This window comes from Streptomyces sp. BBFR102 (genome assembly GCF_051397025.1).
Taxonomy (GTDB): domain Bacteria; phylum Actinomycetota; class Actinomycetes; order Streptomycetales; family Streptomycetaceae; genus Streptomyces.
This window is the reverse complement of record NZ_CP195757.1, coordinates 137,370-151,912: the sequence shown is the minus strand read 5'-3', so window position 1 is coordinate 151,912 and position 14,543 is coordinate 137,370. Positions and strand designations below refer to the sequence as shown.

The 14,543-nt window shown below is 72.1% G+C and carries 14 protein-coding genes; 6 read left to right on the top strand and 8 right to left on the bottom strand.

What is annotated here, in order from left to right:
* Together ACSLIC_RS00675 and ACSLIC_RS00670 are read left to right on the top strand one after the other, a co-directional pair.
* The gene (locus tag ACSLIC_RS00675; RefSeq protein WP_436735711.1) at nucleotides 1-615 is read left to right on the top strand and encodes a 5-oxoprolinase subunit B family protein; all 615 of its coding nucleotides are present in this window, start codon (nucleotides 1-3) and stop codon (nucleotides 613-615) included.
* Nucleotides 612-1,475, top strand: a complete 864-nt coding sequence (locus ACSLIC_RS00670) for a biotin-dependent carboxyltransferase family protein (RefSeq protein ID WP_436735710.1) — start codon at nucleotides 612-614, stop codon at nucleotides 1,473-1,475. Before ACSLIC_RS00675 ends, ACSLIC_RS00670 begins: the two co-directional genes overlap by 4 nt.
* A gap of 441 nt (nucleotides 1,476-1,916) precedes the next feature.
* Here ACSLIC_RS00670 and msrA read toward each other — a convergent pair whose 3' ends face one another.
* Nucleotides 1,917-2,432, bottom strand: coding sequence for a peptide-methionine (S)-S-oxide reductase MsrA (gene msrA / locus ACSLIC_RS00665; protein ID WP_436735709.1), 516 nt, complete (start codon nucleotides 2,430-2,432; stop codon nucleotides 1,917-1,919).
* Nucleotides 2,433-2,689: 257 nt separating this feature from the next.
* Between msrA and ACSLIC_RS00660 the strand changes: the two genes are divergently transcribed.
* Complete coding sequence (locus ACSLIC_RS00660) at nucleotides 2,690-3,250, top strand: sugar O-acetyltransferase (RefSeq protein ID WP_436740231.1); 561 nt, start codon at nucleotides 2,690-2,692, stop codon at nucleotides 3,248-3,250.
* An 82-nt stretch (nucleotides 3,251-3,332) separates the two neighbouring features.
* Here the strand turns inward: ACSLIC_RS00660 and ACSLIC_RS00655 are convergent, their stop codons facing one another.
* The 4 genes from ACSLIC_RS00655 to ACSLIC_RS00640 form a co-directional block, all read right to left on the bottom strand.
* Nucleotides 3,333-4,442 (bottom strand): AI-2E family transporter, encoded by a 1,110-nt coding sequence (locus ACSLIC_RS00655; RefSeq protein ID WP_436735708.1) that lies wholly within the window; start codon nucleotides 4,440-4,442, stop codon nucleotides 3,333-3,335.
* Nucleotides 4,443-4,776: 334 nt separating this feature from the next.
* Entirely contained in the window at nucleotides 4,777-6,147 is a 1,371-nt protein-coding gene (locus ACSLIC_RS00650; RefSeq protein ID WP_436735707.1) for an amidohydrolase family protein, read from the bottom strand.
* Between the two features lie 98 nt (nucleotides 6,148-6,245).
* Entirely contained in the window at nucleotides 6,246-7,163 is a 918-nt protein-coding gene (locus tag ACSLIC_RS00645; protein ID WP_436740230.1) for a DMT family transporter, read from the bottom strand.
* Between the two features lie 229 nt (nucleotides 7,164-7,392).
* Nucleotides 7,393-8,271, bottom strand: coding sequence for an NAD-dependent epimerase/dehydratase family protein (locus ACSLIC_RS00640; RefSeq protein WP_436735706.1), 879 nt, complete (start codon nucleotides 8,269-8,271; stop codon nucleotides 7,393-7,395).
* 109 nt (nucleotides 8,272-8,380) lie between these two features.
* On the opposite strand from ACSLIC_RS00640, the gene ACSLIC_RS00635 reads away from it, so the two are divergent.
* On the top strand, nucleotides 8,381-9,301 hold the full coding sequence (locus ACSLIC_RS00635; RefSeq protein WP_436735705.1) for a LysR family transcriptional regulator: 921 nt from the start codon (nucleotides 8,381-8,383) through the stop codon (nucleotides 9,299-9,301).
* Between the two features lie 238 nt (nucleotides 9,302-9,539).
* Here ACSLIC_RS00635 and ACSLIC_RS00630 read toward each other — a convergent pair whose 3' ends face one another.
* Nucleotides 9,540-10,163: a helix-turn-helix domain-containing protein gene (locus ACSLIC_RS00630; protein ID WP_436735704.1), complete on the bottom strand. Its 624-nt coding sequence runs from the start codon at nucleotides 10,161-10,163 to the stop codon at nucleotides 9,540-9,542.
* Between the two features lie 146 nt (nucleotides 10,164-10,309).
* Between ACSLIC_RS00630 and def the strand changes: the two genes are divergently transcribed.
* A complete protein-coding gene (gene def / locus ACSLIC_RS00625; RefSeq protein ID WP_436740229.1) occupies nucleotides 10,310-10,930 on the top strand; it encodes a peptide deformylase in 621 nt (206 codons plus the stop codon).
* Nucleotides 10,931-11,096: 166 nt separating this feature from the next.
* Here the strand turns inward: def and ACSLIC_RS00620 are convergent, their stop codons facing one another.
* Nucleotides 11,097-11,606, bottom strand: coding sequence for a hypothetical protein (locus ACSLIC_RS00620; protein ID WP_436735703.1), 510 nt, complete (start codon nucleotides 11,604-11,606; stop codon nucleotides 11,097-11,099).
* Between the two features lie 615 nt (nucleotides 11,607-12,221).
* Nucleotides 12,222-12,854, bottom strand: a complete 633-nt coding sequence (locus ACSLIC_RS00615; RefSeq protein WP_436735702.1) for a TetR/AcrR family transcriptional regulator — start codon at nucleotides 12,852-12,854, stop codon at nucleotides 12,222-12,224.
* A 129-nt stretch (nucleotides 12,855-12,983) separates the two neighbouring features.
* Here ACSLIC_RS00615 and ACSLIC_RS00610 point away from each other — a divergent pair, with 129 nt between their 5' ends.
* A complete protein-coding gene (locus tag ACSLIC_RS00610) occupies nucleotides 12,984-14,435 on the top strand; it encodes an amidase (RefSeq protein WP_436735701.1) in 1,452 nt (483 codons plus the stop codon).
* The last annotated feature ends 108 nt before the right edge of the window (nucleotides 14,436-14,543 follow it).

Below are 14,543 nucleotides of genomic sequence, written 5' to 3'. Positions count from 1 at the left end.
ATGCGGTTCCTGCCCTGCGCCGACCAGGGGCTGCTGGTCGGGACCGACTCGCTCGACGAGGCCCTGGCGCTCTACCGCGCCCTGGCCGAGAGCCTCCCGCCCGGCGTCGAGGACCTCGTCCCGGCGGCCCGCACGGTCCTGCTGAGACTGGCACCCGGAGCCGACCCGGCCCGCGTCGAACAAGCCGTACGCGGCCTGCGACGGGGCGAGGTCCGGGCCGGGGCGGGCGAGCTGGTGCGGATTCCCGTGGTGTACGACGGGGAGGACCTGCCCCGGGTCGCGGAGCTGACCGGCCTGCCGGCCCGGGAGGTCGTACGGCTGCACACCGGGTGCACCTGGACGGTCGCCTTCGGCGGCTTCGCCCCCGGTTTCGGCTACCTCACCGGCGGGCCACCGGAGTTGGCTGTCCCCCGGCGCGCCGAGTCGCGCACCCGTGTTCCGGCCGGGGCGGTCGGCCTCGCCGACGAGTTCAGCGGGGTCTATCCGCGCGCCTCGCCGGGCGGCTGGCAGCTCATCGGCCGCACCGAGCGGGAGATGTGGCGCGAGGACCGCACGCCCCCGGCCCTGCTGCGGCCCGGCGTGCGGGTGCGCTTCGAGGAGGCGGAGCGGACATGACCCGTGACGCGGACGCGCTGGAGATCCTGGCCCCCGGACCGCTGGCCACCGTGCAGGACCTCGGACGGCCGGGCCTGGCCGCCATGGGGGTCGGTGCCTCGGGAGCGGCGGACCGCTCGGCCCTCCGCCTGGCCAACCGGCTCGTCGGCAACCCGGAGGGCGCCGCCGCCGTCGAGGCGACCCTCGGCGGACTCGCCGTACGGGCGCTGCGGCCGCTGACCGTGGCGGTCACCGGGGCCCCGGCACCGCTCAGCACCGGGGCACCCCACGCGGTGATCCAGCTGGCCGCCGGGGAGCGGCTGGAGCTGGGAACGCCCCCTGCGGGGCTGCGGAGTTACCTCGCGGTGCGCGGCGGGATCACGGTGCCCGAGGTGCTGGGCTCGCGCTCCCGCGACGTCCTCGCCGCCCTGGGCCCGGCCCCGTTGACCCCCGGCGACGTGCTGCCCGCCGGGCCCGCCCCCGCCGCCTTCCCCAGCGTGGACCTGGCACCCGTACGCACCCCGTTCGGCGGCGAGCCGGAACTGCGCGTGGCACTGGGCCCGCGCGACGACTGGTTCACCGCCGAGGCCGTACGCCGCCTCCTGTCCGGGCCGTGGACGGTGGGCGCGGCCAGCGACCGGGTCGGCATGCGCCTGGAGGGACCCGCCCTCGAACGCGCCGTCGGCGGCGAACTCCCGAGCGAGGGCATGGTCCCCGGCGCCCTCCAGGTACCCCCGGGCGGCCGTCCGGTCCTCTTCCTGGCCGACCACCCGGTGACCGGCGGCTATCCGGTCATCGCCGTCGTCCTCCGCGCCGACCTGGACCTCGCCGCCCAGACCCGGCCGGGACAGGGCTTGCGCTTCCGGGTGGCACGGGGCTGACCCGGCGGGACGGGGCGCCAGGCGTCACCGCCCGACCGGGTGCGCCGCCCCGTCCCCCGGGGCGAGCAGCGCGAGGTGGTCCGTCGTCCACCGGGACCGCAGCGTCAGCGTGTCGGTCCCCTCGGTGTGCCCGGCATCGACGAGGGGGAACTCGCCGTGGCCGTCCCGGCCCACCGCGACCGGCGGACCGCCCCGGGGAGGCCGTCACCGCCCGGCGCTGGACGCCGTGCCGCGCGCCCGGCCATCGTGCGCCGGGCCGACCGGCTCATGGGTCGGGAGCACGGCCGGATCGTGGAGGAGGGCACCTGGGAGGAGCCGGTGGTCGTCGGCGACGCCTGCTGTCCCGGGAGACCGGGGCCCCTGACCCGTGCTGCCACGGGAACGCGGGAGGGCCGGGCCCCTTGCGGGAACCCGGCCCTCCCCGGTCCGGCGCTACCTGGCTCAGGAGCTCTCCGCCCGCCGCGGCAGCTTCCAGCCGGGGCGGGGGAAGTGGCAGGTGTAGCCGTTCGGGTACCGCTCCAGGTAGTCCTGGTGCTCGGGCTCGGCCTGCCAGAAGTCGCCCAGCGGCTCCACCTCGGTCACCACGGGCCCCGGCCACAGCCCGCTCGCCTCCACGTCGGCGATGGTGTCGCGCGCCGTGCGCAGCTGGTCCTCGTCGGTGTAGTAGATCGCCGAGCGGTAGCTGCGGCCGACATCGTTGCCCTGCCGGTCACGGGTGGTCGGGTCGTGGACCTGGAAGAAGAACTCCAGCAGATCGCGGTAGCTGGTGCGCGCCGGGTCGTACAGGATCTCGATCGCCTCGGCGTGGTCACCGTGGTCGCGGTAGGTGGCGTTCGGCGTGTCCCCGCCGGTGTACCCGACCCGCGTCGACACGACCCCCGGCTGCTTCCTGATGAGGTCCTGCATGCCCCAGAAACAGCCTCCGGCGAGTACGGCCTTCTGCGTTCCGGTGTCCATACGCTGTGCTCCCGACTGGCATCGACATGCGCCCGGCCGCCCTCGCGGCGCCCAGGGCCTCTCAGCCGGGACAACGCTCCAGGTGGCGCCCCCATTCCCGGGATGCGGCCCTGACGCGCCGAGCCCCGGGGCGGCCCGTTCCGGTGGACGGCGCGCCCTCTCCCGCCACGGCGGTACCGCCGGGCGCCGCCGGAAGGGCAGAGTGGGCCTGTCACTGTCACAGCGAAGGGACCGTAGTGGCCAGTCAGAAAGAACGCATGCTCGCCGGTGAGCTGTACCAAGCCGACGACCCCGAGATCCAGGCCGACGCCGCGCGGTCGGCGAAGATCAGCGAACGGTTCAACGCCTCTGTGTCCGACGACCCCGAGGCCCGCCGGACCCTCCTCGTCGAACTCCTCGGCAGCGTCGGCGAGGACGTGGACGTACGGCCGCCGCTGCGGGTGGACTACGGCACCCACATCACCCTCGGCCGCGGCACCTTCGTCAACTTCGGTGCCGTCTTCCTCGACGTGGCGCCCATCACCATCGGCGAGGACGTGCAGCTCGGCCCGCACGTCCAGCTGCTGACGCCGACGCACCCCATCGACCCGGTCGCCCGGCGGGCCAAGTGGGAGGCGGCGGAGCCGATCACCATCGGCGACAACGTGTGGCTCGGCGGCGGCGTCATCGTCTGCCCCGGGGTGACCATCGGGGAGAACACCGTGGTCGGGGCCGGCGCCGTCGTCACCAAGGACCTGCCGCCCAACGTGGTGGCCGTGGGCAACCCCGCGCGGATCGTCCGCGAGATCCCCCTGCCGGAGGCACCTCCGGCTCCCTGACGGGAGTACGGCGGCGTCCCCGCCCGCCCCGGGCGGGCCCGGCCCCCGGCGCGGCGGGGACGCCGCCCGCGTACCTCAGCCGTCAGCCGGCCGTGGCGCCTTCCAGATCCTCGGGCCCCGGCTCCTCCGCGGGTTCGGCGAGCTGCTCGCGTACGTAGTTCCACACCACCCCGATCAGGGCGGTGGCCGGGACGGCGAGCAGGCTGCCGACGATGCCCGCCAGGCTGCCGCCGAGGGTGACCGCGAGCAGGACCACCGCCGCGTGCAGGCCCAGCCCCCTGCTCTGGATCATCGGCTGGAAGACGTTCCCCTCCAGCTGCTGCACCACGATGATGATGGCGAGCACGATCAGGGCGTCGGTCAGGCCGTTGGAGACCAGCGCGATGAGGACCGCCACGAACCCCGCGAAGAGCGCACCGATGATCGGTACGAACGCCCCGACGAAGGTCAGCACCGAAAGCGGCAGCACCAGCGGCACGCCCAGAATCCACAGGCCGAGGCCGATGAAGACCGCGTCGATCAGGCCGATGAGCGCCTGCGAGCGGATGAACGCCCCCAGCGTGTTCCAGCAGCGCTCGGCGACGGTGGGGATGTCGACGGCGAGCCGGCCCGGCAGCTGACGGGTCAGCCACGGCAGGAACCGCGGGCCGTCCTTGAGGAAGAAGAACATCAGGAAGACGGCGATCACCGCCACGACGACCCCGTGGACCACCGTGCCCAGCCCGGTCGCCACTGTGGACACCGTGGTGCCGAGGCTGTTCTGGAGCCGTTCGATGCCGGCGTCCATCGCCTTGGTGATCTCGGCGTCACCGATGTTCAGCGGCGGCCCGGCCGCCCAGGTGCGCAGCTGCTCGACACCGGCGATCACCCCGTCGGCCAAGGTCTCCGACTGGGAGGCCACCGGCACCGCGATCAGCGCGACGACGCCCACCGCCGCGGCCAGCGCGGAGACGGTCACGGCCGAGGCCGCGAGGGCCGGCGGCCAGGAGTGGTTGCGCAGGAACCGGGCCAACGGCCAGGTGAGCGTGGTGATCAGCAGGCCGATCACGAGCGGCCACACCACGGACCACATCTGACCCAGCAGCCACAACCCGGCGGTGACGGCGACGGCCACCAGCAGCAACTGGGCAGAGGTACGCGCCGACGTGTGCAGCGCGGCACGGGACTTGGTGGAACTCAGCCTGGTCGACATGCGGACCACCCTACTGACCGGCTGGTGCCGCTCTGCCCCGTACCGCTCGCCGGCTTCGGGTCAGCTCCGCACCGCCCGTGGCCGCGACGCCGGGGCCGGGTGCGGCCACCGCCAGTGTGAGGGGGCCGCACCCGGGCCCGGCCGGTCTCGGGGCACACGTCGAGCGTCGGCGTTCAGGCACAGCACCTCGTCGGCCCGTGCGGCGGACTCGTAGAGCATCTTCCACTGCGTCTCTCCCGCAGTGGGACGTCCAGGCGCCACAGGGCGGCGATCTGGTTCTCCGCCAGGGCCTTGGTGCGGTCGGGCGTCGGCCCCGTGGTGCCTGGTGGTCGGCTCAGACCGGGAACGGCAGACCGGCGGCGTGGAAGAGCCGGTCACGGGAGGCCGCGGCCTCGTCGAAGACGGTGTCGCCTCCCTTCAGTACGCCGTTCTCCTTGAGGACGGCACCGGCCACCACGACCAGGTCGACATTGCCGGCGTGGCCGCCCGCGACGATCGTGGCCGCGACGTCCGTGGCGGGCAGCATGTTGGCGTGATCGAGGCGGATCATGATCAGGTCTGCCTCCTTGCCCGGGGTCAGGCTGCCGGTGCGGTCGTCGATCCCCGCGGCCCGTGCGCCCTCGATGGTCGCGAAGGACAGCAGGTCGGCGGCGTTGAACGTGGGCAGGCCGGGAACACGGTCCATGGGCCCGGCCGCACCGGCGAGGATCAGCTGCTGGTAGGCGAGGGTCGCCCGCATGACGCCGAACATGTCACCGCTGACGATCGTCTCGGTGTCCACGCTGAGGCTCGGGCGGACACCGGCGGCCAGCAGCCGGTTGGTGGCCGGCTGGCCCAGGCCCGGCATGAAGACCTCGAGGGCGCCGGCCACGGACGCGGTGGCGCCGCGTGCGGCCAGCATTCTCAGCTCCTCGTCGGTCGACGTGCACAGGTGGATGAACGTCATGTCGGAGGCGAGCAGCCCGGCCTCCTCCAGTTGCCGTACGGCCTGCTGCTGCGCCCCCCACTCGCCGAGGCCCACGTGCATGCTGATGCGCAGGCCCAGTTCACGGGCGAGCCGGATGTCACGCTCGGACACATCGGGGGTGGACAGCTCCGGTCCGCGGAGCATTGCGTTGAGGGTCACCCGCGCCGAGTCGTCGGAGAGCACCTCGTTGCGGATGCGCCGAAGGTCGTCGGGGTGGGTGCGGTCGCTGCCGAACTGCCACTGTTCGGCCTCCGTCGACGGCCAGCCGTGGTCGAAGACGGCACGGATGCCCGACGCCCAGTGCGCGGCGATCGCCGCGTCCGAGTGCTCGGGGCTGTTGCTGATGTGCGATTCGTCCCGAACGGTCGTCACCCCGGAGTCGAGGGACATCAGGTCCGCCGCCAGGTTGCCGATGTGCACGTCCCGGGGGGCGAAGTACTGTCCGAGGCCGATCTGCACCTGGCTGCGGTACTCCTGGTAGGTCCAGGCGGGGCCGAGATTGCGCAGCGCTCCCTGCCAGTTGTGGCGGTGGGTATCAATGAAACCGGGCAGCACGGCGTTCCCCGTGCCGTCGATGACCCTGGCCCGGTCGTCGGACAGGTCCCGGCCGACCTTGAGGATCCTGCCGTCGGCGATGAGGATGTCGCCCACGAAGTTGCCGAGGTCGTCGTCCTGCGTCATCAGGTACGCGCCCTTGACCAGGATGCGTTCGTTGCTCTGCGGCTGGTTCTGGGACATCTGCGGTTCCTTTCGTGCCGGGGGCGGCACTGTGTTGCTTCTCCGTCGGGAGAGGGGTGGTGGGTCGGGTCCGCGTCCGGTCCGGGCGCGGACGTGGATCACTTCGCGGGGGTGTCACGAGGGCGTCGGGAGGCGATCCAGACGGCGCCGAACGTGAGCAACGCACCGAGGACGGTGAGGACGGAGGGGGACCGACCGCCCGAAGGGACCAGGAAGTCCAGGGCGATCGAACTGGCGAGCTGCCCCGCGATAGAGGCCATGCTCAGCAGCAGGACACCGATCCGGCGCACCAGGAACGCCGAGGCGCCGATGAACACCACGCCGCACAGACCACCGAGGTAGACCCACAAGCTGGTGGGCAGCGGGCCCCCCGCGGTCCCCTGCACGAGTGTTCTCACCCCCCAGGCCGCGGCGAGGAACACCGCACCGACAAGGAAGTTGAGCCAGGTCGCTGCGATCGGCGAGCCCGACGCGGCCGTCGTCGCTCCGTTGAGTGCCTGCTGCACACCGAGGAGGAAGCCGGCGGCGATGGCGGCGAGGGCCGGCAGGATGATCGTGGCCGGCGCGAGGGTGTCGGCGAAACGGGGCAGGGCGGACACGACTGCGGCCACCAGGATGACGGCCGCTCCCGTGAGCCGGGCAGCGCCCGGGCGCTGCCGCGGGCCGCCGCCGATACCCCGGCTGTCCACGATCAGACCGCCGAAGGTCTGACCGGCGACGGCCGACACGGTGAACACGGCGACTCCAGTGACCAGCGCGGCGGTGGACTGGGCCAGGGCGAACGTGCCGCCGAGCACACCGGCCAGCAGGTACCGGCGGGGGAGCCGGCCACCCCGTGAAGCGCCGGCCAGGCGGCGCAGCGCGCCGCGCAGCCCGGGGGAGAAGAGCGCGAGGAGGGACAACAGGACGAGTCCGCCCGAGAAACTGATCGCCGCCGCGGCGATGCCGTCGTCGAGGCGATGGCTCAGCTCGCCGTTCAGACGGGCCTGTACCGGCACCACCATGCCGGCTGCGATGGCTGCCGCGACGGCCGGCGAGCCGCCGCGAGGAACGGACGGGCGGGACTGTTCCGCCGACTGGGGACCGGGCCCAGCAGGACGGCGATGACCTGACCCGGTTGGAGCGGTGGGAGTACTCATGTCGAAGTTCCTCAAGAAGGGTTGCGGCCGGGCAGGGCCCGGTCGGCCCGGCCGCCGATGGCCGGTCGGGTCCCGCCTGCGGCGGGGCCCGGGGCGCGGGCCTTTCTCAGAAGTCAGTACGCGCGATGTCGTCGAGGACCGACGGTCCCGTGGGGGTCCAACCCAGGACGCGCCGGGCCGTGTCGCCCGAAGCCTGCTGGTCGAGGAGAAGGGCCTCGCCGAGCAGGCCGAGCCGGTCGAGCGTCTGCACGACGGGTTCGGGCTCGACGCGTCCGGCCAGTCCGACGGACCGGCTCACCGCTTCGGTGATCTCCCGTAGGGTCGGGCTCGTACCGCTGGCGCCGATGAAGTAGGAACCGGCCGGGGCCTTCTTCAGCGCGAGCACGTAGAGCTCGGCCAGGTCGTCCACGTGCACGGTGCTCCAGTGCTGGTCACCGGAACCGATCATGGTGAGCGCCGGGGTGTTTCCGGTGGTTCGAGGACCGGCGGCGACGAGGTTCAGCAGACCGCCGCCGTGGCCGTACACCACTGCCGGTGCGATGACCGAGGTCCGGACGCTCTGCGCCTCGCGCACGAGCTTGTCGAGCGGCGCCCGCCAGGCGGTCAGCCGCGGGGCGTTCATTCCGGACGACTCGGTGATCGCCGAACCGCTGCCGTGCAGCCAGACGCCGGTGGTGTGCACGAACGGCCGGCCCGTGTTCCGCAGCGCGTGCAGGAAGCTGGTGACGGCGACCTCGTCGACGGTCGCGCTGGTCTCGTCGCCGGGCGACGCCAGGTGGATCACGCCGTCGCTCGCAGTGGCGAGTTCCTCCAGGGCGTGGCCGTCTGCCAGGTCGGCAACCGCAGGCTCGGCGCCCTTGGCCCGCACCAGCTCGGCCTTCTCGGCTGAGCGGACCAGGGCAGTGACCTGGTGGCCGCCGGAGATGAGCTGATCGAGCACCGCGGCTCCTATGTAGCCGGTGCCGCCGGTGAGCAGTACGCGCATGGTCATCCTCTTTCGCTGACGTTTCCTGGTCCGGGCGTTGGCCGGTACGACAACAGTCGTCCTGCCCGGCTATCGTGTCCAACGAATGTTTTCGAATGTCCGATCGGACATGTCGATGAATGAGGTGGGTGTGGACCAGAAGCGGCTGGAGTACTTCATCACCGTCGCGGAGGAGCTGAACTTCACGCGGGCGGCCCAGCGGCTGCACGTCACTCAGTCCACGCTCTCGGCCGGCATCAAGGCCCTGGAGCACGAACTCCGGACCGAACTGCTCCTCCGCTCCACGCGGTCGGTCAGACTGACGGAGGCCGGCTCGGTGTTCCTCCCCGAGGCGCGGACCGCGATCGAGGTACTCGACCGGGCCCGGGCGGCAGTGGAGCCGCTCTCCACGGGGCTGCGCGGCAGCCTCACCGTCGGCGTCCTCAGCGGGTTGACGGTGATCGACGTACCCGCGCTGGCCGGTGAATTCCACCGCCGTCATCCCGGGGTCCGGTTGTGCACCGAGACCTCCCAGCGGGGAACCTCCGGGCTGATCGAGCGGATCAAGGAGAGCCACGTCGACGTGGCCTTCGTAGGGGCCGACATCAAGGACGAACACCTCAGGTCGAGGGCCATCAAGAGGTACGAGGTCCAGCTGCTGGTCCCCGCCGATCACCCACTGGCCCGCCGGAAGCGTGTGCGGCTCAGAGACATCGCCGGGGAATCCTTCGTCGACATGCCCGCCGGTTTCGGGCAACGCCAGATCGCGGACGACGCGTTTGCGAAGGAGGAGCTGTCCCGACGGGTCCTCATCGAGGTCTCGGACATCACCACGATCGCGGACTACGTGGCGCACGGCCTGGGCGTGGCGCTGTTGCCCCCGGACTTCGCCGCGGCGGCCGGGGACGCCGTTCGTACCGTCCCTCTCGCGGACGCCCGACTGGCCTGGACGCTCAGCGTGGTCGCCTCCGCGACGCGTCCGCCGACGCGGGCGCTGCATGCCTTCCTCGACCTGATCCCCCACCACATCCGGCGCGACCGCGTGTTCTGAACGGACATCCCCGGCCATGTCCGGATCACTTCCCGAAATCCATCCGGTTCGCGGGGGCGGGGTACTTGCTCATGGCCGGTGACCCGGTTGAAACAGTTCATGGAGATGGGCCTTGACCCCGAATCAACAGCGCCTCGTGGCGCACTGACGACGTTCTTACCGGCACCCCGTCTCGCGAAGACCGGCGGAGGGCGGCGTCGCGGGCGGGTGGGCGGAGCAGGGTGCCCGCCGGCTTCGGTCAGGAGGCGTCCGGGTCCTCCCCACGCCTCCCCGGCGCGGCCCGCGACGGCGCCTGGGGCTCGCCGAGAAGTGGGAACAATCGGGTGACGGCCGCGACGGCGACGGCGTCCGGTGGGCGTGCGGCCGGATGCTCCTCGCGCTCGCGGTAGGCGGCGAACAGGCGGCGGACGGAGGTGGCCAGCTCGGCCGCCTCGGCCGGGGTGAGGTGGAGCACCGTGCTGAACGACTCGTCCTCCCGCCACGCCGTGGGCCCCTGGTCCCGGTGGGCCAGCCAGTGCCGGTAACTCTCGTCCTCCAGCTCTCGGTCGAGGGTGCTGAACCTCTCGCGCTCCTCCTCTCCGCCGGCGCCGGGCGTCTCCCACCGCAGCCGCCACGGCCGGGCCCGGCCCCCTCGGTGCGGCACCTCCTCGATGAGGCCGTACCGGGCGAGCTGCCGCAGATGGAAGGAGCACAGCCCCGAGCTGTGCCCGAGGCGGGCGGCGGCCTCGGTGGAGGTGAGGGTGCCGTGCTCGGCGAGGAGATCGAGCAGTGCCACCCGCACGGGGTGGTCGGGCAGGAGCCTGCGGGCCCGGTCCCGCAGGGCCTGGGCGGCGTCGTCGGCTCGGCGGTCCTGGTCACTCATTTTGCAAAGTCTGCTACTTTGCAAAGCCGCTGGCAAGCCGTCAGGCCCCGGACGGCGGGGCCGCGAGCCAGACGGAACGCTGCGCGGAAGGTGGACGATTCGTGGCTGTTCAGTTCGAGGGCACGGGACCCGACCGGCGGACGCGGGTGCAGGGGGAACCCGTCACGTACTGGCCGAGGGCCACCCCGGAGGCGGAACGCGGTGCGGTCCGCGGGATCACCGTGGTGGGGGAGGAGGTCCTGCACCGCCCCTGCCGGGAGGTTGCCGAGACCGCGTTCGGCACGCCGGAACTGGCGGCGCTGGTCGACGACATGGCCGCCACCAACCACGCGGCCGAGGGCGCCGGACTCGCCGCCAACCAGGTGGGCGTGGACCTGCGGCTGTTCGTGTGGGACATCACGGACGAGTGGGGCGTGCGCCACGTCGGCCACATCGCCAACCCGGTACTCGACGACGTACCCGCCGAAGACCGCCGCCTGGTGGAGGAACCCGAGGGCTGCCTTTCGGTCCCCGGCCCCTACCGCGTGGTGCCCCGCCTGGACCGCGCCGTCGTCCGGGGGCGCGACCAGGACGGCCGGCCCCTGGTGATCGAGGGCCGTGGCTACTTCGCCCGCTGCCTCCAGCACGAGACCGACCACCTGCGCGGCCACCTGTACCTCGACCGCCTCGCACGGAAGGAGCGGAAGTCCGCCCTCCAGGAGATGCGGGACTCCCGGGACCAGGTGTTCGCCCGGCGCGCGGCGGCGGCGAGGCGCCTCGGCAAGTGAGCGGTGCCCGCTGCCGGGAGCAGCCGGCGGGCCGACCGGCTGCTCATCGGGCTGCGGTCGCGCGGACGGTGTCGGCGCGGCCTTCCCCTGATCGGCGCGAGCTCTCACTCGCAAGGGCGGCTTCCGGCGCGCACGGTGGAAACGCCCAAGGTGCCGGGTGTGGCTGTCACGCTGCCGCGAGCGCGGCGCGTGCGTCGACGCGCTGGTGGTAGCGGCGCATGACCTGCCGGGCCACTGGCTGGGCGAGCAGTGCCTCGATGACGAGTGCGATGGCGAAGTTCCGCGGCCACAGGAGTGCGAACTGCTTGAGGGGTTCGGCGGAGACCTGCCACGTGCCGATCCACGTGCCCACCACCGTCATCATCGCGGAGATCAGCAGCACGCTGCACAGGGCGTTCAGGAGCATACGGGTACGGAAGCCGTGGCTCGGGCGCACGAGCCGTGCGGTCAGCAGCTGGGCGGGCTTCATCGTCAACAGCACGACTGCCACGACCGCGACCAGCAGGACCGGCACCACCCGCAGCAGACCGGTCCACATGGCCAGGGTGAAACCGGCGGACAGGCCGCCGATCACCACCGGGATGGTGTTCACCGAGATCACCGCGATGACCAGCATGAACGCCACTGATTCCTTCGCGTTTCGCGGCAGGTGCGTGTGGAAGGGGCTGTCGGTCATGGTTGCACTCCTGGTAGGTCGACAAGGAGACCGGCAACAAAAAAAACAGCGCCCGTCCCCGAGTCGTTCGGGAGACGGGCGCTGTTTCGACATGCTTATACGCGCCGGACTTCGAGGCCAAGGATACAGGCCCGCGGCGTCTGTACCGGACGAGGACGGCGAGGTGCGCACGTCGGGGTCGTTGTGCTGCCCGAGCGGTATGGCGCCTCCGGGGCAGCGGTCCGGCGAACGGCCACTCCGCCCGAGAGCGGAGCCGTCGACCGGCGCCCGGGGGGAAGTCCGGGGTGTCCCGTACCACTGTGTTCCGCCGCGGCGCCGGTGCCGCCGGGGTGGCGGGCCGAGGCCGAGCCCTGTCCGAGCTGACGCCGATTCCCTGCGGCAGGCGCTCCCACGGACCCCGGCGTGCAGCACGAACCGGATGGCCCGGACGCCGCCTGGTCCCGGCGCCTCGTGCGCCTTGACTGCCGACTTCGGCGTTCGGCCTGGGGCGGCGCGGCAGTGGCTTGAACGCGGCCCGCGACCTGGCGTCGAACCTCCCGCGGCTCTGGCCCGCGCCACGGCACGCCTCCCGGTCAGCGCTACCGCCGCGGTCCGACCCCCTCGAAGACCATTCCGTCAGGAGTCCTCAGGGGATGCCGGGGGCGCGTCGGGAGAGGAGCCGTGCTGGGTGAGGATTCCCTCGACGATCCTCATCAGGTGGTCTCCCGCCTGATCGATGCTTCCGTTGTGGGCGCTGACCTGGGCGCCTTCCAGGACGAAGGTGATCGCGGCGGCAGCCTGCGCGGGGTCGCGCAGCCCGGCTTCGGTGCACATGCCGACCAGGCTGCGGGTCTGATGGGCCTTGTGCGTCTCGATCACCTGCCGTGCGGGGTGGGAGCGGTCGGGCAATTCGGCGATGGAGTTGATGAACGGGCAGCCCCGGTGCGAGATCGACGGCAGCCCATCGGCGATGAAGCGGGCCAGGCCCAGGATCTGCTCTCGGGGTCGACCGGGGTGTCGGGCCTCGACCCTGTCGAAGGCTCCCTGGTAGTCGGCGGCGACGATGCGCAGCCACTCCATCACCAGCGCGTCCTTGGTTTCGAAGTGCCGGTAGATCGCCATTTTGGTCGTTTCCGCACGCTCGGCGATCGCCTGGACACCCACCCGTCGAATCCCCTCGCTCTGGAAGAGCTCTTCCGCGGCGTCGAGGATGCGTTCGCGAGGCGGCAGTTTGGCCACCCTGCGCGGCCTGCTGGTGCTTGCTGTCATGGCTCCTCGGTGAAGTCCGTTCCGCTGCGGGGCCTTTGAATTCTCCTGTACGGTACCATCCGGTCCCGTGTGATACCGCTCGGCATCACACGGGACCGGATGGTACCGCCGTTGTGGAGGGGAGTGGCAGTGAGAATCGCGGAATACGTCAGCTTCGACGCCGTCGGGCTCGCGGAGTTGGTAGCCAGAGGCGAGGTGACTGCGGCCGAACTGGAAGCAGCCGCGCGGGAGGCCGTGCGGGAGGTCGACCCGCGGATCAATGCCGTCGTGGAAACATGGCCGGCCGACGCCGGGCCCGGCTCCGGCCGGGCGCCACTGGCCGGAGTCCCCTTCCTGATCAAGGACATCGCGGTCGCCATGGCCGGCAGGCGCATGGAACTGGGCAGCCGCCTCGCGAGGGGCAACGTCTCGAGCGCCGATTCCTCCCTGATGCGACGCTTCCGCCGCGCCGGACTCGCGACGATCGGACGTACCGCGACGCCGGAGATGGCCTACAGCAACACCACGGAACCCGTCCTGTACGGCGCGACCCGCAACCCGTGGGACCTGACGCGCAGCGCGGGCGGGTCCAGCGGGGGAGCGGGAGCGGCCGTCGCTGCCGGCGTGGTGCCGCTCGCGCACGCCACCGACGCCGCCGGATCGATCCGTATCCCGGCCGCCTACAACGGGTTGTTCGGGTTGAAGCCCACCCGCGGCCGGGTCTCCGTGGGCCCCCAGTTCGACGAACTCTTCAACGGTCTGGTCGTGCACGGCGGTGTCAGCCGGACGGTGCGCGACAGCGCGACGCTGCTCGACCAGATCAGAGGCCCGGAACCGGGCGATCCGTACTTCGCCCAGGAGCCGTCCCGGCCGTACGCGGACGAGGTCACCCGCCATCCGGGCTCGCTGCGGATCGGTTTCCTGACGCACGCGTGGGGCGGGCGCCGCACGACCGGCCCGGTGGCCGACGCGCTCTCTCGCACCGCGAGCCTGCTGGAGTCCCTCGGTCATCGCGTGGAGGAGGCCGAGGCCGACCTCGGGGTCGATTGGGAGGAGTTCGTCCTGGCCAGCGCCCGTCAGTGGACGGCGAATCTCACGGCCTCGGTCGACCAGTTGGCGGTCGCCCTCGGCCGGCCCGTCGACCCCTCCACCCTGGAACCGTCCACGCTTGCCAGCTACCACTACGGGCGGCAGGTCTCTGGCGCCCAGTTCGTCACCGCTCTGGAGACCCGCAACCGGATCGCCCGGAGCCTGGCGCGCTGTTTCGGCACGTACGACATCCTGCTCACCCCGACCGCGCCGGAACTCCCCCCGCTCCTGGGCGCGCACGCGAAGGGTGCGGAGGAACTGGACGGACTCGGCTGGCTCCGCCGGCTTTTCGACGTCTCACCCTTCAGCGCCGCGTTCAATGTGGCGGGCACGCCCGCCATGTCCGTGCCCCTGACGGCCGACGCGGAGACAGGGCTCCCCATCGGTATGCAGTTCGCCGCCGGATACGGACTCGAAGGCCGCCTCTTCCGCCTGGCCGGCCAGCTCGAACAGGCAAGTCCTTGGTCGGGCAGGTTCCCCGCTGTGTGGGCGGGGCACCACGCGGATCGCTGAGGAGCGCGGCGCTCCGGCGCTGTCTGGGGCTCGATACTCCGAGCGGGCAGTTGATCCAGGCGTATTGCCCCGTGTCGCCTCGCAGTCTCCCCGCCCGGGTCACGCGGT